Genomic DNA, 22349 nt, shown 5'->3' with positions numbered 1-22349 from the left:
CGATCAGCGCAAGGTCGGCCTCCCCCAACGCTTTTCCGCGCACCCGCGAGAACGCCAACGGGTGATCGGCGGGCACCGCGCCGCGGGCCATCCCGTTCATCAGCACCGGGATCTGCAGTTCCTCGGCTAGCCGTAGCAGGGCCGCCTCCCCGCGCCCCCACCACAGGTTGGTGCCCGCCATGATCACCGGCCGCCGCGCGGCGGACAGGGCGCTGGCGGCCCGGCAGAACGCCTCGCCGTCGGGAGCGGGCCCCGGCGGCAGGTCGGTGAGGGCGCCGGGGCGGCCGTGATCCTCGGACATGGAAAAGACGTGGTCCATGGGGAAGTCGACGAAGCCGACGCCCGAGGGCGCGCCGACCGCCGCCCGCAACGCCTCGTCGACGAGCCGGCCGGCGTCCTCGGCCGACTGGGCCGTGGCGGCGAACCGCGCCAGCGGCGCCACGAACGGCACGTGGTCGATCTCCTGCAGCGAGCCCATGCCCCAGCGCTGCGCGGGCGCCCGGCCACCCAGCACCACCAGGGGTGAGCAGTTCTGCTGCGCTGCCGCCATCGCGCTCATCCCGTTGGTGACGCCCGGTCCCGCGGTGAGGGCGGCAACGCCGGGCACCCTGGTGACCTTCGACCAGCCCTCGGCGGCGAAGGCGGCGGTCTGCTCGTGGCGGGTGTCGATCAGCCGAATGCCCTCCTCGCGGCAGCCGTCGTAAACGGAGAACAAGTGGCCGCCGGACAACGTGAAGACGGTGTCGACCCCGCTGGCCCGCAGCCGGCGCGCGACCAGCCGGCCGGCGTGCAATGTTTGTGTGGGGATGGCGTCGGTGCTCATAACCGCAGCCTATCCAGATCCTTCCGGTACCTTCGCCGAAGGATTTGAAGTTCCAGCACAGTCCACCGGCTCGATCGTGAGGAGATAGCGACCATGGGCCCAAAGCCGTTCAAGCCCTCGATCGACTGGTCGGCCGCGGCCGTGGATTCCCTGCGGTGGGTCGCCATCGCGTGGTTGATCAGCGTCGTGTGTCTCTTCCTCGCGCTGGTGGCGTTCAGGTACCTCACGCCGTGGGGGCGGCAGTTCTGGCGGATCACCCGCGGCTACTTCGTCGGGGCGCGCAGCGTGGGTGTGTGGCTGATGCTCGGCGTGTTGTTGCTGTCGGTGCTGCTGTCGGTGCGGCTCACGGTGTTGCTCAGCTACCAGGGCAACGATCTGTACACGGCGGTGCAGAAGGCGGTGCAGGGCGTGGCGGCCGACGACGAGGCGGTCAAACAGTCCGGCATTCACGGCTTCTGGATGTCGATCGCCATCTTCAGCGTGCTGGCCACGCTGTACGTCATCCGGTTCATGATCGATATCTACCTGACGCAGCGGTTCATCATCGCCTGGCGCATGTGGCTGACCGCCCACCTCACCGACGACTGGCTCGACGGCAGGGCCTACTACCGGGACCTGTTCATCGACAACACGATCGACAACCCCGACCAGCGCATCCAGCAGGACATCGACATCTTCACCGCGAATGCCGGTGGTACGCCGAACATTCCGTCGAACGGGACCGGCAGCACCCTGCTGTTCGGGGCGGTCAACGCGGTGGCCTCGGTGATCTCGTTCGCGGCGATCCTGTGGAACCTGTCCGGAAACCTCAACGTGTTCGGCGTCGACTTCCCCCGCGCGATGTTCTGGACGGTCCTGGTGTATGTGTTCGTCGCCACGCTGGTCGCCGTCTGGCTGGGGCATCCGCTGATCCGGCTGAGCTTCAACAACGAGAAACTCAACGCCGCGTTCCGGTATGCCCTGGTGCGCTTGCGGGATGCCGCCGAGGCCGTCGGCTTCTACCGCGGCGAGCGCGTCGAGCGGTCGCAACTGTGGCGCCGGTTCACCCCGATCATCGACAACTACCGCAAGTTCGTGCGCCGGACCATCATCTTCAACGGCTGGAACTGGTCGGTGTCGCAGGCGATCGTCCCGCTGCCGTGGGTGATTCAGGCGCCGCGCTTGTTCGCCGGGCAGATCGACTTCGGTGACGTCGGGCAGAGCGCGACCGCCTTTGGCAACATTCACGATTCGTTGTCGTTCTTCCGGAACAACTACGACGCCTTTGCGGCCTTCCGCGCGGCCATCATCCGGTTGCACGGGCTGGTCGACGCCAACAGCCAGGGCCGCGCGCTGCCGAGCATGCTGGTCAAGCCCAGCGAAGAATCGGCCGTCGAACTCCGCGACGTCGAGGTGCGCACGCCGGGCGGCGACCGGTTGATCGACCCACTGGATGTTCAACTGGCCGAAGGTGATTCGCTGGTGATCACCGGGCGCTCCGGTGCCGGCAAGACCACGCTGCTGCGCAGTCTCGCCGAGCTGTGGCCGTATGCTTCCGGGACCCTGTGCCGCCCGGACGGCGACAACGCGACGATGTTCCTGTCGCAGCTGCCGTACGTGCCGCTGGGCAACCTGCGCACCGTGGTGTGCTACCCGAACTCACCGGACGGCGTCTCCGACGACGAGCTGCGTGAGGTGCTGAACAAGGTCGCCCTGGCCCCCCTGCTCGATCGGCTCGAGGAGGAACGGGATTGGGCCAAGGTGCTTTCGCCCGGCGAGCAGCAGCGTGTCGCCTTCGCGCGGATCCTGCTCACCAAACCCAAGGCGGTGTTCTTGGACGAGGCCACCTCCGCGCTGGACGAGGGGCTGGAATTCGCGCTCTACCAACTGGTGCGGACCGAACTGCCGGACTGCGTGGTCGTGAGCGTCAGCCACCGGCCCACCGTCGAGCAGCACCACGAACAGGAGCTGCAACTGCTCGGTGGCGGACCGTGGCGGCTGGGTCCCGTGGAGGAGAAGAAGGAGCCCGCGCGCGTCTAGCGCGCTCGGGCCGCGTGCGCTCCGGCGCTGGGTTGTAGCGCGCCTACGCGCCCCCGGCCCCTCGGGCCGCGTGCGCTCCGGCGCCGGGTTGTAGCGCGCCTACGCGCCCCCGGCCCCTCGGGCCGCGTGCGCTCCGGCGCGGCGCCCGAAGAACGAGCCCTCCCCCAGCTGCGTGCCACTGGCGTAACCCTTGCCATCCTGGGCGATATTCGAGGCGCACGCCCCGGCCGCGTACAACCCCGGCACCACGGTGCCGTCCGCGCGCAGCACCTCACCGTCCACGGAAGTGGCCAGCCCGCCGATGGTGAAACCGGCATACATCGCCTTGCCCAGCGACATGTCGAACGCGCCCCACGGCCCGTGATCCTGTGCCGCAAGGAATTCCGGTTGCTTGTGGAAATCGGGGTCCTCGCCGCGGGCCGCGTTGGCGTTGTACCGGTCCAGCGTGGCAACGAGGTTGCCCTCCGGAATGCCAAGCGCCGCTTCCATTTCCGGCACGGTTTCCCACCCGTCGATGAGCGGGACCAGCGGCATCTTGGGGTGCTCGAGGTGCGCCTCGTCGACGATGAGGAACGCCGCGCTGTCCGGCTGGTCCATGATGAACCCCGAGGTCCTGGAATGGTATGAGTCCTCGGCCACGAAGCGCTGCCCGAGCTTGTTCACGATGATCCCGGTCAACAGGATCGACGGCGGGTACGGCGGGGCCGTGATGAAGATCTGATCCATGTGCTCGGTGGCGCCCCCGGCCGACACGCCCATCCGGATGCCCAGCCCGTCGTCGTAGGTGTTGCCCAGCACGAACGGCTTCTCGGCCAGCTTCGGCGTGTACTTGGCAACCATCTCCGGGTTCATCACGAAGCCCCCGGCAGCGATGATCACCGACTTTGCCTTCACCGCACCGGTTTCGGCGAAGTGCTTCCACATGACACCGCTGACCGCGCCCGAACCGTCCACGATGAGCTCGGTTGCACCCGTCTCGTACCGGATCTGCACGCCCAGGCTCGCGGCGCGCTTCAGCAGCAGGTCGATCACCATGCTGGCGCCCCCGGTGTCGCCGGGCACGGGCACCTTGTGGCCGCGCGGCGCCGGCACCGCCTTCTCCAGGAAGGGCCACACCTTCTCGTTGCCGGTGAACATCAGGCCCTCGGTGTTGGGCTGGATGACCGCCTTGCCCGGGAAGTAGCTGCGCTCGAACTGAAAACCCAAGTCTTCCAACCAGTTGAAGTGCTCGACGCTGCCTTCGCAGTACGCCCGGATTTTGTCGTGATCCGGCTTCCGGGACACGGCCACCAGGTACTTGTACATCTCCTCCGGCGAATCCGGGTGGCCGGTCGCTTCCTGCACCGCCGTTCCCCCACCCAGGTAAAAATGGCCGCCCGCAAGCGAAGTCGTGCCGCCGGCCGCCGCCGCGCGCTCCAGCACCAGCACCCGCGCCCCGGCGGCCGCCGCGCTGACCGCCGCGCAGCCGCCCGCGATGCCGAAGCCGATCACCACCACGTCGACGTCATCGGACCACGAATTGACGTCGTCCGCGCTGACGGTGGCCGGTATCTCGGTGCTCATTGGCGCCACTCCTCCTCATTGCTGTGCACTGCATCGCCGCCGGCGCGGCTCATGGGCGCTGCTCCTGTTTGATGTAGTCGTAAAACGCCCTCATCTCGGGCGCAATGTAGGCGATCTCCACGAACGGCACCGCCGCCCGCGGCGCCGACACGTACGCGAATTGGATACCGCCGGGCATCACGCCTTGCTGCACCACGGGGGCCCCGAACTGCACTGCCTCGGCCAGCACCGCGTCGAACTGCTCCGGGCTTTCCACCTCCATGCAGATGTGGTGCAGACCCGGCGCGGATTCGCGCAGAAAGTCACTATAGATGTTCTCCCCGCTGACCGGCTGGATCAGTTCCAACTGCATGTCACCGAGATAGCTCAGCGAGATGCTGGCAACGAAATCGGCGGGCTTTCCGAGGTAGCTGCAGGTGTCCGGAGCAAAAGGCACCTCGGGTATCCGCACCCACTTGCGCACACCTAACAGGCCGGTGAGGGCGGTTTCGGTGGCATCCAGGTCGGTGGTAACCCACGCGATCTGCGTCGGCGACTGAACGAGAAGGGTCATCGTCTCGCAGGATAGTCCAGCGGCCCGCACGCCAGAAAGGGCCGCGAAAACTTTGCCATCGCGGGCCGTCGCGCCGCCGGGACGGCCGGGTGAACATGTTCTAATTCGGCCGGCCGGCCGGTCAGTGCTGGCCCAGCACGTCCACCAGGAGGCGCACCTGCGTGTCGAACACCGCCTCGGGGTCGGTGAGGGTGTCGGCGCCGTACTGCCCAAACACCTCGAGGCTGATCGCGCCCAACACCCCGGCCCACAGCAGGAAACATTTGGCCACGACCCGGTCATCGCCGGGAAACCCGAACTCGTGGCGAATCCGCTCGAAGTCCGACGACATTGGTTGCGGTGCAACGACATCCGTCAGCCTGATGTCACCGGTGGCGATCCCGGACGCGACGGCGTCGAAGAAGGCCGCGACCACGCGGGTTCCGACCGCCACGGTGCGCTCCGGCGGGGCGTGATAGCCGGGCACGGGGCTGCCGTAGAGCAGGGCCCAGCGGGAGGGGTGCGCGACGGCCCACCGCCGCACCGCCCGCGCGATGGCGACGACATCCTCGCTCCACAGCTCCCCGACAGTCTCGCGGGCGCGGTCCACGGCGTCGGCCAGGTCCGAGTAGGCGTCCACCAGCAGCAGGGTCAGCAGCTCGTCGCGGCTGGACACATATCGATAGACGGCCGAGGACACCATGCCCAGGTCCCGCGCGATCGCGCGCACGGACAGCCCGGCCGCGCCGCGCTCGACCAGCTGCCGGCGACCGAGCTCGACGATGCGCGCCTCGATCTGCTCCCGGGTTTCCTGGCGTTTGCCCACGCGGCCAGTCTGGCACAACCGAGATCACCGCTCTTGCTTTCTGGCCAGGACTGTGGCAGTGTCGCCGACTTAGAGAGCACCGCTCTCGGTAAGTTTGCGAGAGAGGACGCGACATGTCGACGCGATACGAAGAGCCGAACGCCGCCGCACGGGCCGCCAACGCGGTGATCCGGTGGCTCGCCGAACTGGGGATCAGCATCGCCGGGACCCGCGCGCTGCGGGTCCGCGGGCGCAAGTCCGGGAAACCGCGGGCGGTGGTCATCAATCTGTTGACCGTCGACGGCGTGGACTACCTGGTGTCGCCGCGCGGCAACACCCAGTGGGCGCGCAACGTCAGGGCGGCGGGCGTCGTCGAAACGGGCCCCCGCTGGCGCAGGCGGCGCGCCCGGGTCAGCGAGGTGGCCGACTCGGCCAAGCCGGAACTGCTGCGACGCTATCTGGACCGCTGGTATTGGCAGGTCAAGGGCTACGTCGGCGGGCTGACGCCGGACAGCACCGACGAACAATTCCGCGCCGCCGCGCCCACGATCCCGGTGTTCGCCCTCGCGCAGGCCGAAGCGCCCCGCTGAGTTCCCTTAGCGGGCCCCGCCCCGCGCCACCCCGAGGTCCTCCCGGACCTCTTCGGAAGTGGCCCGCCACGACACCGCCGCCGGGAAGTCCCCCCAGACGCTGTTGAAGATGCCGACGAGCAGCCCGGGGCCGGCGCTGGACGGCAAGTACACCGGGCCGCCCGAATCGCCGTTGTGGCTCTGCACGCCGTGCGACATGGTGAACCAACCGTTGTTCACGCTTTCCACCGTCCCGCAGGTTTCGCCCGTGCTCACCCCGAAGTGACAGATCGCCTGGCCGGGGGCCAGCGCGGCGGCCGGGTTCGAGATCAGTTGCCGCCCGCCCGGCAGGACGTTGTTCGCCAGCACGCCGTTGTCCAGCACGATCGCCTCGTAATCGGTGATCAACTGGTCGGTGGCCACCGTCGTGCCACTGGGGGTGTTGTCCCGGAAGGCGGCCAGCCGGCCGATGACGGCGCCACCCCGGTCGGTCACGACCCCGCCTTCGCCGCGGCAGTGGCCCGCGGTGAACGCGATTTTGAGACTGGGGTCGACGTAACCCAGCGTGCAGACGCGGTTGCCCTGGTGGATCTCCATGCCCGGATATACCGCGACGGGATCGGCCTCGGCCGGCGCAGGGGGCATCGATTGCGCGAGCGCGGCGACGGTGATCGACGCGGTGAAAGCGCGCATTGCCAGGCGACGCACCATCAACTCCGATCCGTCGGGGCCAAATCTCGACCGATTCGAGATTACGGCGTGACTTTCCGTTACGCAGAAGTCTTCGCGCCGTGAAGTCCCCGCGTTACGGCGAAGTCGCCAGCGGGACGGTCGCCTCGCCGGCTTCCGCGGTGCGCGGCGCCCAGCCCGGTGGCCCGAAAACGTAGCCCAGACGATCGCGCAGGCGGTTTGCCGATCGCCAGTCGCGGGCGATCGCGACGTATTCGCGGGTCTGCAGCTTCCAGATGTTGAACGTGTCGACCTGCTTGGTGAGGCCGTAGTGGGGGCGGAACAGTTCGGGCTGGAAGCTGCCGAACAGCCGGTCCCAGAGGATCAGGATGCCGCCGTAGTTCTTGTCCAGATAGATCTGGTCCATCCCGTGGTGCACCCGGTGGTGCGAGGGGGTGTTGAAGACGAATTCGAACGGGCGCGGCAGCTTGTCGATGCGCTCGGTGTGGATCCAGAACTGGTAAATCAGGTTCAGCGACCAGCTGAAGTACACCATCCAGGGGGGAAGGCCCAAGAGCGGCAACGGAACCCACATCAAGACCTCGCCGCTGTTGTTCCACTTCTGGCGCACCGCGGTGGCGAGGTTGTAGTACTGGCTCGAGTGGTGGGCCTGGTGCGTCGCCCATACCAGTCGGACCCGATGAGCCATCCGGTGGTAGCCGTAGTACAGCAGGTCGACGCCGACAAGCGCGACGACCCAGGTGTACCACTTGGCCGGCGAGAGGTGCCACGGCGCCAGGTAGGCATAGATCGCGGTGTAACCCAGCAGCGCGAGCGCCTTCCAGCCGGCGCTGGTGGCGATCGAGACCAGGCCCATCGAGATGCTCGTCCACGAGTCGCGGGTCAGGTACGCGCCGGATCCGGGCCGCTCCTCAGTGGTCTGGGAGGCCTCGCCGCGCTGCAGCTTGCGGGCCGCGGTCCATTCGATGGCCAACAGCAATAGGAAGAACGGGATGGCGAACAGCACCGGGTCGCGCACCTGCGGGGGCAGCGCGAACCAGAACCCGATGACAGCATTCACACCGATAGATTACGACCATCGGCCGACTCTGGTAACGGCCCGTACCAAATGAGGTATTGAGCACTTGACCGCTGTGCTGGTGATCGGCTCGGGGTTCGCCGGGTTATGGGCGGCACTCGGCGCGGCCCGGCGCTGCGACGAGCTCGCCATCCCGGCGGGCAGCGTCGACATCACCGTCGTGAGTGCCAAACCCTTCCACGACATCCGGGTGCGTAACTACGAAGCCGACCTGACGCCCTGCCGGATTCCGCTCGCCGACCTGCTCGACCCCGTTGGGGTGGCGCACGTTGCCACCGAGGTGACCGGCATCGACACCGACGCCCGAACCGTCGCCACCTCGAGCGGGGTGACCTATCCCTACGACCGGCTGGTGCTGGCGTCGGGCAGCCACGTCGTCAAACCCGCCATCCCGGGCCTGCGGGAACACGGCTTCGACGTCGACACCTATGCCGGCGCCCTGGCGCTGCGGGACCATCTGCGTCGGCTCGCCGACGGAGCGCCGACGGCCGCGGCGGCCACGGTCGTCGTCGGGGCGGGGCTGACCGGCATCGAAGTGGCCTGCGAGCTGCCGGAGCGGTTGCGGGGACTGTTCGCCGCGAGCGGCGCCACTCCCCGGGTGGTGCTGCTGGATCGCGGCCGCATCGGCTCCGATATGGGCGCGGCAGCGCGCCTGGTGATCGAAGAAGCCCTGTCGGCCAACGGCGTCGAGGCGCGGGCAGGGGTGGGCGTCACCGCGATCAGCGAGCGCGGCGTGTCGCTGACTTCGGGCGAGCACCTGGCGGCGGCCACGGTGGTGTGGTGCGCCGGAATGCGGGCGAGCCCGCTGACCGAGCAGCTGCCGGTGGCGCGCGACGGCCTGGGGCGGGTCACCGTCGACGACTATCTGCGGGTGATCGGACTGCCCGCGGTCTTCGCCGCGGGCGACGTCGCGGCGGCCCGCATGGACGACGACCACCTGTCGGTGATGTCGTGCCAACACGGCCGCCCGATGGGGCGCTACGCCGGGTACAACGTCATCAGTGACCTGTTCGGCGAGCCGCTGCTGGCCCTCCGAATCCCTTGGTACGTTACGGTTCTCGACCTCGGGCCCGCGGGGGCGCTCTACACCGAGGGGTGGGATCGGGCGGTCGTGGCCGTCGGCGCCCGGGCCAAGGACACCAAGCGGACCATCAATACCCGCCGGATCTATCCGCCGTTGACCGGCAACCGCGCCGACCTGCTGGCCGCGGCCGCGCCGGAGCTGCAGTCGCGCGCCTAGCCGCGGCTGTCCGACTGCGCCTCGTCGCCGGCGTACCACTGGACCGCACGGACCCCGGGTTGCAGGGACAGCTCGGCCACCAGCCGCTCCAGCCGCGATGGCGCATCCCCGTCCATGAGCAGGTGCGCGGTCAGGGTGATCTCGTCGTCGCCGTCGGCCCGCCCGGTGTGGATGCCGCGCAGCGTGATGTCGTTGCCGTTGGCGTGCTGCACGATCTGGGCGCGCGCGTACTTCTCGTGTTTCGGGCGGGCGATCACCTGCACCAGGTAGGGCCGCAGGCTTTCGTCCTCGTCGCCGGTGTTGTCGCGGTCGATCAGCCGGCCCAGCGGGCGCCCGAACACATGGATGGCGATGACCGTGCCGGTGCCGATCAGGGTGAAGACCAGATGCCCGGACGCGGCCAGGACGCCGATCGCCGCGGAGCACCACAGGGTGGCGGCGGTGTTGAGGCCCCGGACGTTGACGCCTTCCCGCAGGATCACGCCACCGCCGAGGAAGCCGATGCCGGACACCACATACGACGCGACCCTGGTCGGGCTGGTGTCCGTGGTGGCGACGGCGTACAGCACGAACAAGGTCGCGCCGGCCGCGACCAGCGCGTTGGTGCGCAATCCGGCCCGGCGCGCCCGCCATTGCCGCTCCAGGCCGATGAGGGCGCCGCAGCCCACCCCGACGGCGAGCCGGAGCGCGAAATCGGCGACGCTGAGCGTATCCATGGCACTCCTTCTCCTCGGGCCGCGCACGCTGCTGTAGCCGCAGCTAACCAGGCTCAGGTGAACAGCGGGTGGACCTCGCCCGAACCGGACGCGCGGCGGCCACCTGTGCGAAACCTGGGGGCCGCCAAACGGTTCCCGCTATGGGCGGCTAGCTCCTGTTGAGTTGCTGGGGGCAGTAATACTTCGCGGCGATCGCCAGAAACGACGTCGCGTGATCCGTAGTGAGCCCGGGGTTTTGGCCCTTCAGATCGTTGACCATTTGGGGGCCGTACTCGCCGTTGCCCATCGCCGTGCACACCGCTTGGGCGAACTGGACCGCCGCCTCCGGCGTCTTGTAGGTGATGCCCGCGCTTCGCAGCGACGCGAGAAAGCTCGCCTGGTCGACGCCGCCGGTATCCGGGTCACCATGTGCGGGGGCGGCGAGTCCGATCGCGGCGCACACGCCGACGACACCCACCAGCATCCTCATAGCTCGCGATTGTCTCACGCCGGCGCACCGCGTGCAGCGTCGAATCCTATGGCTGAATCGCCTTGTCCATCAGCCTGACTCGGGCCGGCCAATCAGGCCTTGGAGAGTTGATGCGGGCAGTAGTACTTCGCCGAGATCATGGCGAAGTTGGAGGCCATCTCCATGTCCATCCCGGGATTGTGCGTCTTCACGTCGTGGACCAGCTCGAGGCCCGACTCGCCGTTGTTCAGACACGAACACACGGCCCGGCCCGCCCCGACGGCCGCGTCCGGGCTGGCGAAGCTGAAGCCCGCCTGATGCAGGGCGGCGAGGAAGGCCCCGTCGTCGCCGTCCGGCTCTGGCGGCGGGCCGGCGTGCGCCGGCGCGGCCAACCCGATCACGACCGGGGCGCTCAGTAGAACCAGTAAACGTTTCATCGCGCAACCTCCTTGGCTTGGCTGTTTGGTCCCAAACATGTTGATTTTCAGCCCAATTGGGCGTCGGCGGGCAGGACCTTGGACTTGTCGCCCTTCTTCAGGTGGACCGCGTGAATGCCGGGTTTCTTTGCCAGCTGCTCGAGCAGGGCGTCCAAGCCTTCCTGGTCGACGTTGTGGTGCTGCACGGTTTCGGGTTTCTCCGATATCTGCGCGACCAGACGCTTGAGTTGTTCCGGCGACTGCTTGTCTTTGAGGTCCTTGATCGGCTTCATCCGATTGCGCACGCTGGCCCCCACCACGGTGGGCCCGCCGGCGCCGAGGGCACTGCCGAGCATCCCCGCCATGGCCATCGAACTGAACAGGCCGCCCTCGGCCAGACTGGCGGCCGGGACGGCCTCGGGCCCGGCGGCCGACAGCGCCGCGGCGACCGTCCGGATGGCCGGGGTGGCCGAGGCCCAACTGGGCGGGACGGTGAGCTGCCCCACCAAGGTGCCACGCGCGAAACCCGCCGCCGGACTGATCGCGTCGTACAGCGTGCCGCGGCCGAAGCCCAGCGCCCCGAGACCGGCACCCAGCGCATCCTTCGGCAACGCGCCGTAGGCGGCGGGTGGGGCGAACTTGAGCCACTGCGACAGGGGGAAGTTGATCAGCAACCCGACGTCGTTGAACTGGGTGGTCAGTCCCAACGGGACCTTGACGGCGTTGTACATGGCCGTGATCAAGGGGGTGCCGGCGGGCGTGGTGCCGAAGCCCTTCAAGAACGTGGTGATCGCGGTGTTGTATTCGGTGGCGAGCTGCGACAGCCACGCCAGTATCGGGTTGCCCGGGCCCGCGGTCAGCGAGTCGGCCGTTGCGCTGATGGTCGACCCGACGCTGCCGGCCGACGTGCCCGCGGCTTGGCTCACCGCGGCCGATTGCATCGTCGGGCCCGCGCCGGTGGTGGTTTGCGGCGGGTCGTTGAACGGCGTGAACCGGGTGGCCACCTCCGACGAGCCGGCGTAGGTGTCCATCGCCACGGCGTCCTGGGCCCACATCTCGCCGTACTGGGTCTCGGTGGCCGCGATCGCCGCCGTGTTCTGCCCGAACAGGTTGGTAGCCATCAGCTGCGCCAACAGGGCCCGGTTTTCGGCGATCACCGGGGGCGGCACGTGGGCCGCGAGCGCCGTCTCGTAGGCGGCCGCCGCCGCGGCGGCCTGCGTCGCGGCCTCCTGGGCCTGGACGGCGGTCTGCTGCATCCAGGCCACGTAGGGGGCCGCCGCCGACGCCATGGCGATCGAGGACGGACCCACCCAGGGGCCGGTGGCCAGACTCGAAACCACCGAGGAGTACGCGGTCGCCGCGGACTGCAGCTCGGTGGCCAGGTTCTCCCATGCCGTCGCCGCGGCCACCAACGACTCCGCCCCCGGGCCGGCGTATATCCGGCCGGAGTTGAACTCCGGCGGGAAGGCTCCGTAAAACATCTCTAGTCCCCTGTCCTTGGCGCCCGCGCGGACGGCGCTGGCCTCTGTGTGGTGGTCATCGCCGTCAGTCCTCGAGGGCCGGGATGACGATGATGGTGGCTGCGGCCGGATCGGCCTCGGCGACGGCACCGCCCAGCGCAGTGGCCGTAGCCGCGGCGCCGCCCACCGAACGCGTCGCGCTGCTCGCGACGGCGCGGCCGAGCAGGCTCGACAGGCCCATCTGGCTGAACATGCCCTCCTCACCGGCCAGGGCGGCGGCCGGCGCGGCCGTCATGTCGGCGGGCAGCACCTGGGCGATCGTTCGGATCGCCGGCGCGGCTTCCGTCCAACCCTGCGGCACCGACATGCCGCCGACCAGGGCCGCCTTGCCCATGGACCCCGACGCCGGCCCCACGGCGGAGCTGAGCATCGGCCGCACCGCGCTCGGGCCGCTGGTCAAGGGGGCGAGCGCGCCGTTGATCGCCTTCGGGCCGGACAGGTAGGCGGCGGCGCCCTGGCCGTTCTGGCCCCAGGCGTACGCCTGGCCGAAGGACAGGAACGGGCCACCCGGGACGCTGCTCCACGACTGCGGGGAGTACGGGCCCGTCAGCACCGACCAGATGTTGTTCCAGTAGTCCAGGTTTTGTCCGATCCCCAGGCCCGTTCCCGTCGTCGGGGCGGTCGGGGCGGCCGCCTGGACGTTGCCGGCGTTGAGCATGGGTTGCATCGCGGTGCTCAGCTGCGCGGCGGTGTTGGAGCTCGACTGCGCGCCCGACTGGGTGACGGCGGCCGCCTGCATCGGACCGGCCGACTCGTTGGTGGTCTTGGGCGGCTCGGCGAACGGCGTCAGCTGCGATGCCGCCGCCGACGAGGCCGCGTAGCCGTACATCGCGGCGGCGTCCTGGGCCCACATCTCCATGTATTGGGCTTCGGTGGCGGCGATCGCCGGCGTGTTCTGGCCCAGGAAGTTGGTGGCGATCAGCGCCGCGAGCAAAGCGCGGTTGGCCGCGATCACCGGGGGCGGCACGGTGGCCGCGAACGCCGCCTCGTAGGCGCCCGCGGCCAGCTTGGCCTGGGCGCCCGCCTCCTCGGCCTGGGCGCCGGTGGCCTGCATCCATACCACGTACGGCGCCGCGGCGGCGGCCATCGCTATCGACGACGGACCCGTCCAGGGTCCCGTCGCCAGCATCTCGATCGTCGAGTGGTACGACACCCCGGCCGCCTGCAACTCCGCGGCCAGTTCGTCCCAGGCCGCCGCAGCGGCCAGCAACGGGCCCGACCCCGCGCCCACGTACATCCGCCCCGAATTGATCTCCGGCGGAAGCGCTCCAAAATCCAGCATGTACTACCTCCGGTCCCGCAAGTGGCCGCCATGGTAGGCGCGGCTTTGCTGGGTCGGCCGCAACCGCGGCACAGTTCTAAGGAAACGCATCGAATCCGCTACGCCGGCCATGGATTCACTTCACGCACTGCAGACACAGGACCATTTCCTCCCTAGCTGAATTCCCCCGCCGAAGATTGGCGTCCGGGACGCCCAACCCATCGCTGCACCAATATAAGATCATCGTGACCGTAATGTATTCGCGCACCGTTCCCAGCGCGTAACATAATGTAAAAGGTCAATGACACGACGGTATTGGCGAGTGTGAGAACTTTGGCCCGTCTAGCTATTCGGTCATATCGCAAACACGCAGCATAAGAAGATTTTACGCAGCACAGAGCAACGGTAACGAAAGGCTCCGCCACCGCTGCATTAGCAATATTCGCTTCACGAACCCGGCATTTCACCGGCCCCGGTTAAATGTGATCTAGCTCCTATTCAGACCGCAATATGCGTCAGCAGAAAAGGCCTCCCATTGACGTAAATAAGACAGCACAAGATAAACACACGACAACTCCTCGAATTGTCATTCACCCTAAACCGGCCAGCTCATAGCCGGCGTATCACCGAACCAATTGCCTCAAAGTCGGAGGCAGTCGCCCCGGCTGCAAGCCGACCGCGCTGTCGGCGTCACGTTGCTGGCGCCACCCGCTCGAACCGCCGCCGACGCCAAGCCGCCGGCCGCCGTCGCACCGCGAGCGAGTGATTTGCCATGTCATTCCCTACTGTTCACCCACTCGCAGGGTAAACGGGCTAGGCTGCCGCACCGCTGACTAGCTGCTGGCAGTTTCCTGGGAGCGGTTCCAACCGCGGGTTTTTCAGAAGCGTCGGCCGATCCGCTCCGACGGTACGTGGGTCGCTCGGCGGCGAATGGTCCCCGGAGGGTCGCGTCATGGCCGCCTGCCACGGACGCGAGGCCGAGTTACGTCGTCTTCTTCTCGGCCACTGCCGCGCTGAGGCCCTCGGCGAGGTCCTCGGCGGTCAGCTCCTTGAACCGCAAGAGTTGCCGCTCGCTGAATTCGGTGACGTCACTGGCCAATACCGCGTCCAGGTCTTCGTCGTCGAGGCGGAAACTGCGGTGATCGCGGGCCTTTTCCACCACGTTGCGCACGAAACCGGCGTTGCCCAGCGTGTCGATGCCGCGGATCAGATCGCCGTCTTCGGAGTAGTTCTCGTCCAGATAAAACCTTGTGTAGGAAGGCAATAGGGAGTGGGCCGCTTCTTCGGTGATCACGTCCTCGTTCTCCTGGCCCATCAACCGGGTCAGCGCGACCAACTCGTCCGGCGTGTAGCTGAAGAACTCGATCACGGTCGAAAACCGCCGTCGCAGACCTTGATTCACGTCGAGCATCTTTTCCATCGCCTTGGCGTATCCCGCGCCGAAGACCACGAGTTCGTCGCGGTGGTTCTCCATGTACAGCAGCAGCGTGTTGATGATCGCGTTCCCGTAGGGGTCGCCTTGCTGGTAACCCTTCTCATGCAAGGTGTGCATCTCGTCGAAGAAAACCGCCCCGCCCAGAGCTTCCTCGAGCATTTCCTCGGTGTTCTTCTCCGCGTCGGCCATGTAGCGGCCCAACAGCTTGGTGCGGCTGGTTTCCACGACCACCGGCTTGCGCAGCACGGTCAGGCCGCACAACTGCTTGCTGAACGCTCGCGCCACACCCTGCTGCTGGGGCCTCCCGGGACCGGCAAGACGTCGGTGGCGCGACGTCACGGGCACGGGAAGGCCCATCTTGGCGCGCGCCAGGTTCACCTTCGTCGTCGCCTTGATGAGCTTGATCTCCCGCTTGGCCCGCTCCATGCCCAGCATCGCGTTGAGCTCCGCGTCACCCTCGGCGAGATACCGTGCCGCCTCCTCGGCGTGGCGGGCGGCCTCCGTCTCGGCACGGCTCGGCGCGCTGTCCGCGTCCCACGGATCTTTGCGCGCCTCAATGGTTTCCGGGTCGGTCAGGACCAACCGATAGTTCGGGTTGTCCAGCGCTTCGCGGGCCGGGCTGAACTTGGGGTCCCGCGAATACACCCGGCGCAGCAGTTCGACGGCCTCGTCCTCGCGCCCCAGGTGCCGCAAGCACATCCCCTGGGTGTAGAGGGCGATGTTGGCCGCCCCCGGCACCCGGTCACCTTCGATGGCGTCCTGGCCGCGCCGCAGCGCCTCCTCGAAGACGCCCAGCGACGCCAGCGCCGTCGTCGCCATGGCCGCCCCCGCCGCCTTCAGTTCGGGCTGTCGCCAGACCTTGCCCTCCGGGAACTGGCTGAGCACGTCTGGCCACCGCCCGGTGCGGAAATACAGCACGCCGCGGACGTAGTCGACCAGTTCCTGCTCGAAGGGCTGGCGCGGCTCGACGCCGTCGAGCAGCTCCGCCGCCTCCTCGTAGCGTTTGGCCTCGGCGAGCACGGCGGCGTAAGCGCACGCCAGCGACTCCACGCTGGTGACGGCCAGCTGCAGGAACAACCCGTCGGAGACCTGGGGCCGGAAGTGCAGATCGGTGACGCCGAGCCGGCGGGTTTCCCACCCGAACGTGCGGATCGACGCCCAGGCGCCGGCCAGCACCTCGATGCTGCGCTCCCCCGCCAGCAAGCGCGCCAGCCAGGCGTCGCACATCCCGGGATCGAGGTTGCTGGCCGTGGCGAACATCTGCGAGGCGACCTGCGGGTTGTGGCTCGGTTGCAGCCCGTTGACCGAAATACCCGATGCCAACAGGCCGGCGACCATCGCGTTGCGGGCGCCCTCAGCGGTCGATTGCGGCCGCGTCATTGTGCCGCAGGCACGCCGGCCGGGCTCCCTCGCAGTTGATCGACCGACAGCGTGAGTTCGTCGTCGTCATGCAAGGCGCGGCTCGGCAGGGAGAGCGAGGCGTGCGTCGACGGGGCGGGCAAGCTGGCGCGGACCGCGGCCAACTGACGTCCGGTGAGGCGGTTGAGCCCGGCCGTCACGTCCCGGGGCAGCCGCTTCTCGGTGTGGTAGCGCACCCAGGCCGACACGTGTGGCCGGCCCGCTTGGGCGCTGAGCCGGACCGTCAGCACGGTGGCGACGGTGTCCGCCTCCCACAGCGCATCCAGCGTGTCCGTGGTGATGTCGGCGGGCGACACCCAGAAGCTGGTGGTGAACCCGTTGAAGTGCTTGAGGTGGCGCCAGCCGGGCCGGCTCCAGGTCGGCTCCAGGTCGGCGAGTACCGCGCGGTCGACCTCGGTGAGCTCCTCGGCGGTCAACGGCTTTGCGGCACAGGTGAGCCCGTCGAGATCCTGCGCCAGCCGCTCGGTGGCCGCAACCAACGTCGAAGCCAGCGAATCGCGGACCGCGACCGCGGCGATGTTGAGCTGCGGGTTCATCCGCACCACCACCCAGGTGCGGCGAACGTAAGAGGTGGGCTCGCCGTTGGCCACCTCCCACTCCTCGGGGCCCCAGTCGTCGAGCTTCGACAGCTCCGCCGCGTTGCCGCCCCGGCGCACCTTGACCGACACGATGTCGATGTCATCGAGGTGAATGTCGAACTGCTGCAACCCATCCGCGACGGCCTGCACCAGCAGCGCGGGCGACGACGTCCGGTGCCGGTGGCGCGACGAGGGGTCGTCGTCACCCCCGTTCACCGCGATCACCGAGACCAGTTGGCCCTCGTACTCGCGCACGCCGACCTTGTCGCGGCCGAACCGGCGCTGGTAGTCGACCGCGGGAGTGCAACCGGCGCCCAGCGCGGTGCCCGGATCGGCGGACCAATCCCACAGCCAGTTGGCCAATCCCGACGTGAGCGTGATGCCGTGATAGGTGATCAGCGAGAAGAGGGCGACCAAAACCGCGAGGCCGACGCCCACCCAGAAGGCGATGCGATAGGTGCCCTGCCAGGACTCCGGGCAGTGGCTGGCCACCACCATGATCGCGATGTCGACCAGGAACACCGCCGTGACCCGTGGCCACGACAACGACAACCCCAATTTTCGCTGAGCCTTCATGACTGTTGCTGCTCCGCCCTATTGCTGCTTCCGCGATCGCTTCATGAGCATCGCCGTACCAAACACGCCCCCACCGATCAGTAACGCCCCGAGCAGGCCTCCCGCGGCCACCCACACTGGCACCATATCCCGGTGCGGGACGGGTTTCGGTATGTTCAGCGGCGCTGAAAGTTGCTGTGGCGGCTTCAACGGACCTTCGGGTACATCCCACGTCAATGCGGCCACCGGGTCGACGATGCCGTGCCCGACCTGGTTGTCGACCCCGCGCGCCGGTGCCCGCGCGGTGCGGGTCAGCCGGTTGATGACCTGATAGGCCGAGAGCTGGGGGAACTTGGCACGGACAAGCGCTGCGATACCGGACACGATCGCGGCCGAGAAGCTGGTGCCGGAAGGGACCAGCAGCGTGTTGTCCGGTCCGTCGATCGCGTTGATGACGCCGTCGTCGCGCGGGGACAGCCCGACGACGTCGGTGCCCGGCGCCGCGATGCCCACCCACGGGCCGGACACGCTCGTCGATCCCTGACCCTGGCCCCCGGTCTGCGGCCGGCCGTCCTCGTCGACCGCTCCCACCGTCAGGACGTAGTCGCTGAACCAGGACGGCGTCACGACGGTGGTGACCGAGCTCCAGTTGCGAGGATCGTTGGGCTGCAACGGATCATGTGGCGGGTTCTGCTTGCAGTCCTTCTTGTTGGTGTCCCCGGCCGCGGCCACGATGACGGCGTTCTTGTCGACCGCCGCGTAGCGCACCGCGGCACCCAGCGCCCGCTGGTCGACGATGTTGCGCGCGCTCATACAGGTCACGTCCGAGATGTTGATGACCTGCGCGCCCATGTTGGCGGCGTGCACGATCGCCCGCGCCATCGTCTGCACGCCGTCGATCTTCGCCCGAGTCTGCGGGTCTTCGTCGCCGGTGTAGGCGTCCTTGAGCCCGAAGGCCTGGCTGGACTGGCGGATCGCGATGAGGTCCACATCCGGTGCGACGCCGCTGAACGCGTCGGGCCCGGCCGACGGCGGGGCCGGCGGCGGCGGCGGGCCGGGGGGCGGGTCGAGCGGGCGCGGGTAGTCCACGCCGACCACGTGCCCACCACCGGAGTAGCTCGGTATCGTCACCGTGCCGCCACCATGGTTGCCGGCCGGGGCCTGTGCCGGCCCCGGTGGCGGCCCGTTACCGGGCGGAGGCGCCGCCGGCGGCGCGGGCGGTGGCGCCCCGAACGGTCCGGGGGCGGGCTGGTCCTGCGGCGGAGGCGGAACCATCGTCACGGTCTGCGGCAGGGGCGAGAGCGTAACCGTTTGCGGCGGTGGCGCTTTCGGCGGCGGCTCGGTGGTCGGGATGGTGACGGGCCGGCGCGGTGCGGCCGGCGGCACCCCGGCGCCGTTGGCCGGCGCGGCCCCGATCATGGAGGCCACGATCGTGCCGTGCGCGTCGCAGTCCGACAGTCCGTCGCCGCCCATGACGTAATCCCCGCCGGGGATCAGGTGCGGGAAGCGCGGGTGTGGGCTGACGCCGGTGTCGATGACGGCCACCTTCACGCCGGCGCCGCGGCCGAACTGCCATGCCTCCTGCAAGTTCAGCATGTCCATGTACTTCGGTTGCAGCCGGAAGTCGGTGCCGGGCAGGACGCCGACCTCGGTGCAGTACGAATTCTGCTTCATGGGCGCCGGCGGCCCCGGCGGACCGTCAGGCGGGACCGCGCCGGGATCGATCGTCGGCGGTGAGATCGCAGAGGCGGGCGGTAAGCCGGCCAATGCTCCTGAGGTGAGCAAGATTGCGGCGAGGGCCGCGGCGGACGCGCGCCCTCGCCACACCTTGCTACTACCGGTAGCGGATCGCTGCATAGACATTCATTAACCACAATGCCAGCGGGAAAATTGGCATGAGGCAGAGGTATTCGATCCATTCCACGAACTTGCGGAACAGCGGGCTGTAGATGGTGTTCGGCACCACGGCCGCGGCCGTGAGGCCCGCCGCCGGCAGCAGCACCAGGATCGCCGCACTGATCGACACCGCCAGGGGCGACTGCAACACGAGGGCGTACCGGACCACCACCGCACCGACGATCAGGACCGCGGTGACGGCCAGGGTGATGGCCTGCCAGCGGTCGACGTACGAGCGCCCGCGCAGCATCAGGAAGCCGGCGCTGAAACCGGCCAGCAGCAGCGGCAGCCAGCGCTGGCCGGTGTGCGGGTCCGACAACGCCGTCAGCGACACGACCATCAGCACGCCCAGGCCGATCAGCAGCCCGGTCAGGAAGGAACGGGCGCGCTCGGCCTGCACCAAGACGTCGCGGACCGACGCGGGTCCCTCGAGGACCGGCGGCCCACCGTCGGAGCGGACCACGGTGGTCGGCAGGTCGGGCCGGGCCTCGAACACCCAGCGGCTGGTCGCCGACGGGAACACCGGCAGCCGGATGCCGGCCAACCGGCGCGAGAGCGCCGGCGCCGTGTGATAGACCAGCACGCACACCAGCACAACGGTGGTCAGCAGTGTCACGGCGCTGGTCATCGCGACCATGCGGGCCAGGGCCGCGATCGCCGTGACCAGGCTGACGGTGACCAGCGCGGTGTAGAGCCCCAGTCGGCGCCCGGTGAAGCGCAGGGACAGCATCGCGGCGATGGTCAGCACGCCGAAGCCGAGCACCGCGTGCGGGGACCCCACGCCGCCGGGAGGCGCCGCGGCCGCGGCGACCGTGAGTGGCGCCAGGCCGCTCAGCAGCATGATGTCGGCGACGCGGCGGTCCTGGTCGGTGCGCGCCCGCATCAGGAGCAGCAGGGAGACGCCGAGCACCACCGCGGCGATCACCGCGGAGAACGCGGTCGGGAGCCAGGAGTTGTGGTGCCACCGGTACCAGAGCAGCAGCCCAGAGGCGGCGGTCACGCCGGTCGCCACCATCGACGCCCCCACCTGCACCGCGACGACCGGGTCGATCGCGGCGAACCGCTTGCTCAGGTTTGCCGCGACCGCGGTGGAGATGTGCTCGATGACCTGCGAGCGATGCTCGGTGTCCTGGATGAACCGGATCCACAGTCGGTCGCCGTCGTAGACGTCCTGTTCGGTCAGGGACTGCGTGGCCCGCAGTGGGCTGCCGTCGACCAGGCAGAGCGCCCACCTGCCGCGGCCGGTGGCCTCCAGCGGGCTCTCGCCGAGCTCCCTGAGCCGGCTGTTCACCACCTTGAGCAGCGGCTCGGTCATCACCGAGACGGGGGCGTTGGCGTCCAGCAGGACGCCGATCTGTACGCCCGCCCCGGCCATAACGCCGACCACGACCGCCCGAGGCTGTGAAATTCCCTCAACGTCAGGCTGTAGCGCTTCAACTACCGCAGTCATCGCCGTGAACCCCTTACCGTCGTGAATGTGTAACCCCGCGCCGCGAGCCGGGCGGGGGTCTGCGCCGGCCCACCTTCGGGGGCGTTACTGCCCCCAGGAAAGTGCAGCTCGACTATTCCGAATTCCATCTACCCCGCCTCGCGACTAAAAACTTTGGTGACAGTGGCTTGAGATTTGCTGAATCTCTTAGAGAAGTATGCCGTGTTGGCATCTCAACCGCATGTTGAGTGCAAAGCCATTGGTGAACTTTATGTTTCGTCGAGAAGGTCAGACCCGGCTATGGGTTTTCCACTCGCCGTACGGAAGCGTGTCCAGCACGGTCTTGACGCCCACCTGCACCAACTGGGGGGTCGCCGGGCAAATGGCCAGCCAGGCCTCCCCCGACCCCGCCGTCCGCGCCTGCTGGTAGAGCGCGATGCGGCCACCGGAACCGTCCTTGAGCGACAGCACCGACGCGCTCGGCCCCTTCGCGTCGTCCCGGTATTGACGCGCGTACACCGCGACCTCGGCCGCCGGATCCGAGAGCGCCTGCCCCAGCGCGGCCACCGTGGCGGCGCTGATGCCCATCCGGCGCAGGTCACCGCCGGAAAACACGTTGAACCCCGACTCCTGCCAGGACTTCGTCGCTTCGAGCATCTCCTCGAGCGGCACGTTGACCGCGTTGATCGCCGCGGGCTCCGCGTGGTGGATCGACTCCAGGGCGTCCAAGACCAGGGACGCGATCGAGGCGCTGTCGGCGATCGCGACATCGTCGACGGTGATGTCACCGCCCACCCGGACCGCGGAAACCCAGTGCTGGCCCCGGCGGGCCAGCACCACCCGGAACTCGTTGTCGGGGATGTCCCGCGAGCCGGGCGGCTGATTCTCGTCGTCGACGACGCCGTAGAGCAGCTTGCCCCTGGACAGCAGCGCGATGACCTCGAGGTCGGGTGCGGCCAGCACCCGCATCCGCGCGGCCACATGCTCGTTCACCTGGTCATTTTCGACGATGCCCTGCTCGCGCATCACGGCCATGCCGGGATGCTCGTTGAGCCAGTCGCTCGAGTCGGTGGAGACAAATGGCCGGCACCGCAGCTCCGGCGCGACGTGCCGAATGTCCAGGAGGGCCTGGAGCATCCAGAAACCATCGACGTTGACGGTGATGTCGGTGCGGGCGGTCTGTTGGTCCATCATTCCCTCAGGGAGTCAAGGTGCACGGTAACGGCAGGACGCGGCAGCACACCACCCGTCGGTGTGCTGCCGCGCCTGAAGTGCGGGTTAGGCCCAGCTGGACCCAACGGCGCTGTCGGTGCTGGCCATGTTGCTGCCGGCGCTCTGCACCTTCTGCCCGTGGGCG

The 22349-nt window shown here is 68.5% G+C and carries 19 protein-coding genes and 1 pseudogene; 3 read left to right on the top strand and 17 right to left on the bottom strand.

Annotated elements, in window-relative coordinates; all coding sequences use genetic code 11:
• The coding region (locus tag A5702_RS17210; RefSeq protein WP_255378685.1) for a thiamine pyrophosphate-binding protein at window positions 1-823 on the bottom strand (823 nt) is incomplete at its 3' end.
• A 93-nt stretch (window positions 824-916) separates the two neighbouring features.
• On the opposite strand from A5702_RS17210, the gene A5702_RS17205 reads away from it, so the two are divergent.
• Window positions 917-2842: an ABC transporter ATP-binding protein/permease gene (locus tag A5702_RS17205; protein WP_055404892.1), complete on the top strand. Its 1926-nt coding sequence runs from the start codon at window positions 917-919 to the stop codon at window positions 2840-2842.
• Window positions 2843-2941: 99 nt separating this feature from the next.
• Here the strand turns inward: A5702_RS17205 and A5702_RS17200 are convergent, their stop codons facing one another.
• From A5702_RS17200 to A5702_RS17190, 3 genes are all read right to left on the bottom strand, one after another.
• The gene (locus tag A5702_RS17200) at window positions 2942-4405 is read right to left on the bottom strand and encodes an FAD-binding protein (protein ID WP_068222147.1); all 1464 of its coding nucleotides are present in this window, start codon (window positions 4403-4405) and stop codon (window positions 2942-2944) included.
• Window positions 4406-4454: 49 nt separating this feature from the next.
• On the bottom strand, window positions 4455-4958 hold the full coding sequence (locus tag A5702_RS17195; RefSeq protein WP_068222146.1) for a VOC family protein: 504 nt from the start codon (window positions 4956-4958) through the stop codon (window positions 4455-4457).
• A gap of 121 nt (window positions 4959-5079) precedes the next feature.
• Window positions 5080-5763, bottom strand: a complete 684-nt coding sequence (locus A5702_RS17190) for a TetR/AcrR family transcriptional regulator (protein ID WP_197281309.1) — start codon at window positions 5761-5763, stop codon at window positions 5080-5082.
• A gap of 113 nt (window positions 5764-5876) precedes the next feature.
• Between A5702_RS17190 and A5702_RS17185 the strand changes: the two genes are divergently transcribed.
• On the top strand, window positions 5877-6332 hold the full coding sequence (locus A5702_RS17185) for a nitroreductase/quinone reductase family protein (protein ID WP_055404896.1): 456 nt from the start codon (window positions 5877-5879) through the stop codon (window positions 6330-6332).
• Between the two features lie 6 nt (window positions 6333-6338).
• On the opposite strand, the gene A5702_RS17180 is transcribed toward A5702_RS17185, so the two are convergent.
• Window positions 6339-7022 (bottom strand): hypothetical protein, encoded by a 684-nt coding sequence (locus tag A5702_RS17180; protein ID WP_055404904.1) that lies wholly within the window; start codon window positions 7020-7022, stop codon window positions 6339-6341.
• Window positions 7023-7116: 94 nt separating this feature from the next.
• Window positions 7117-8061, bottom strand: coding sequence for a sterol desaturase family protein (locus A5702_RS17175; protein ID WP_068222143.1), 945 nt, complete (start codon window positions 8059-8061; stop codon window positions 7117-7119).
• Window positions 8062-8125: 64 nt separating this feature from the next.
• Here A5702_RS17175 and A5702_RS17170 point away from each other — a divergent pair, with 64 nt between their 5' ends.
• Complete coding sequence (locus A5702_RS17170) at window positions 8126-9319, top strand: NAD(P)/FAD-dependent oxidoreductase (RefSeq protein ID WP_068222140.1); 1194 nt, start codon at window positions 8126-8128, stop codon at window positions 9317-9319.
• On the opposite strand, the gene A5702_RS17165 is transcribed toward A5702_RS17170, so the two are convergent.
• The 11 genes and pseudogenes from A5702_RS17165 to A5702_RS17115 form a co-directional block, all read right to left on the bottom strand.
• Window positions 9316-10035, bottom strand: a complete 720-nt coding sequence (locus A5702_RS17165; RefSeq protein ID WP_055404899.1) for an MgtC/SapB family protein — start codon at window positions 10033-10035, stop codon at window positions 9316-9318. The genes A5702_RS17170 and A5702_RS17165 overlap by 4 nt on opposite strands.
• 148 nt (window positions 10036-10183) lie before the next feature.
• Window positions 10184-10504, bottom strand: a complete 321-nt coding sequence (locus tag A5702_RS17160) for a DUF732 domain-containing protein (protein ID WP_055404900.1) — start codon at window positions 10502-10504, stop codon at window positions 10184-10186.
• Between the two features lie 92 nt (window positions 10505-10596).
• Window positions 10597-10920 (bottom strand): DUF732 domain-containing protein, encoded by a 324-nt coding sequence (locus tag A5702_RS17155; RefSeq protein WP_055404901.1) that lies wholly within the window; start codon window positions 10918-10920, stop codon window positions 10597-10599.
• A gap of 47 nt (window positions 10921-10967) precedes the next feature.
• Window positions 10968-12380, bottom strand: a complete 1413-nt coding sequence (locus A5702_RS17150; protein WP_068222137.1) for a PPE family protein — start codon at window positions 12378-12380, stop codon at window positions 10968-10970.
• A gap of 64 nt (window positions 12381-12444) precedes the next feature.
• On the bottom strand, window positions 12445-13701 hold the full coding sequence (locus tag A5702_RS17145) for a PPE family protein (protein WP_055404903.1): 1257 nt from the start codon (window positions 13699-13701) through the stop codon (window positions 12445-12447).
• A 961-nt stretch (window positions 13702-14662) separates the two neighbouring features.
• Window positions 14663-16495 (bottom strand): type VII secretion AAA-ATPase EccA, encoded by a 1833-nt coding sequence (eccA, locus tag A5702_RS17140; RefSeq protein ID WP_068222136.1) that lies wholly within the window; start codon window positions 16493-16495, stop codon window positions 14663-14665.
• Window positions 16492-17688: a type VII secretion protein EccE gene (gene eccE, locus A5702_RS17135; RefSeq protein ID WP_068222133.1), complete on the bottom strand. Its 1197-nt coding sequence runs from the start codon at window positions 17686-17688 to the stop codon at window positions 16492-16494. Before eccE ends, eccA begins: the two co-directional genes overlap by 4 nt.
• Window positions 17689-17706: 18 nt before the next feature.
• Entirely contained in the window at window positions 17707-19524 is a 1818-nt protein-coding gene (locus tag A5702_RS17130; RefSeq protein WP_068222129.1) for a type VII secretion-associated serine protease mycosin, read from the bottom strand.
• On the bottom strand, window positions 19502-21013 hold the full coding sequence (gene eccD, locus A5702_RS17125) for a type VII secretion integral membrane protein EccD (protein ID WP_067821096.1): 1512 nt from the start codon (window positions 21011-21013) through the stop codon (window positions 19502-19504). Before eccD ends, A5702_RS17130 begins: the two co-directional genes overlap by 23 nt.
• A 267-nt stretch (window positions 21014-21280) precedes the next feature.
• Window positions 21281-22183, bottom strand: a complete 903-nt coding sequence (locus A5702_RS17120; RefSeq protein WP_055405688.1) for an ESX secretion-associated protein EspG — start codon at window positions 22181-22183, stop codon at window positions 21281-21283.
• Between the two features lie 87 nt (window positions 22184-22270).
• Window positions 22271-22349: pseudogene (locus tag A5702_RS17115) on the bottom strand (type VII secretion protein EsxI); the annotation flags it as partial.

The sequence above is a fragment of the Mycobacterium sp. E3339 genome (assembly GCF_001666915.1).
Lineage (GTDB): Bacteria > Actinomycetota > Actinomycetes > Mycobacteriales > Mycobacteriaceae > Mycobacterium.
The sequence above is the reverse complement of the archived record's forward strand: the minus strand, read 5'-3'. Positions and strand labels throughout refer to the sequence as shown.

Excerpts from the sequence above, each read along its gene's own strand:
- A5702_RS17205 (WP_055404892.1), top strand. The coding sequence starts at position 917 with ATGGGCCCAAAGCCGTTCAAGCCCTCGATCGACTGGTCGGCCGCGGCC.
- A5702_RS17200 (WP_068222147.1), bottom strand. The coding sequence starts at position 4,405 with ATGAGCACCGAGATACCGGCCACCGTCAGCGCGGACGACGTCAATTCG.
- A5702_RS17195 (WP_068222146.1), bottom strand. The coding sequence starts at position 4,958 with ATGACCCTTCTCGTTCAGTCGCCGACGCAGATCGCGTGGGTTACCACC.
- A5702_RS17185 (WP_055404896.1), top strand. The coding sequence starts at position 5,877 with ATGTCGACGCGATACGAAGAGCCGAACGCCGCCGCACGGGCCGCCAAC.
- A5702_RS17180 (WP_055404904.1), bottom strand. The coding sequence starts at position 7,022 with ATGGTGCGTCGCCTGGCAATGCGCGCTTTCACCGCGTCGATCACCGTC.
- A5702_RS17165 (WP_055404899.1), bottom strand. The coding sequence starts at position 10,035 with ATGGATACGCTCAGCGTCGCCGATTTCGCGCTCCGGCTCGCCGTCGGG.
- A5702_RS17160 (WP_055404900.1), bottom strand. The coding sequence starts at position 10,504 with ATGAGGATGCTGGTGGGTGTCGTCGGCGTGTGCGCCGCGATCGGACTC.
- A5702_RS17155 (WP_055404901.1), bottom strand. The coding sequence starts at position 10,920 with ATGAAACGTTTACTGGTTCTACTGAGCGCCCCGGTCGTGATCGGGTTG.
- A5702_RS17150 (WP_068222137.1), bottom strand. The coding sequence starts at position 12,380 with ATGTTTTACGGAGCCTTCCCGCCGGAGTTCAACTCCGGCCGGATATAC.
- A5702_RS17145 (WP_055404903.1), bottom strand. The coding sequence starts at position 13,701 with ATGCTGGATTTTGGAGCGCTTCCGCCGGAGATCAATTCGGGGCGGATG.
- eccA (WP_068222136.1), bottom strand. The coding sequence starts at position 16,495 with ATGACGCGGCCGCAATCGACCGCTGAGGGCGCCCGCAACGCGATGGTC.
- eccE (WP_068222133.1), bottom strand. The coding sequence starts at position 17,688 with ATGAAGGCTCAGCGAAAATTGGGGTTGTCGTTGTCGTGGCCACGGGTC.
- A5702_RS17130 (WP_068222129.1), bottom strand. The coding sequence starts at position 19,524 with ATGCAGCGATCCGCTACCGGTAGTAGCAAGGTGTGGCGAGGGCGCGCG.
- eccD (WP_067821096.1), bottom strand. The coding sequence starts at position 21,013 with ATGACTGCGGTAGTTGAAGCGCTACAGCCTGACGTTGAGGGAATTTCA.
- A5702_RS17120 (WP_055405688.1), bottom strand. The coding sequence starts at position 22,183 with ATGGACCAACAGACCGCCCGCACCGACATCACCGTCAACGTCGATGGT.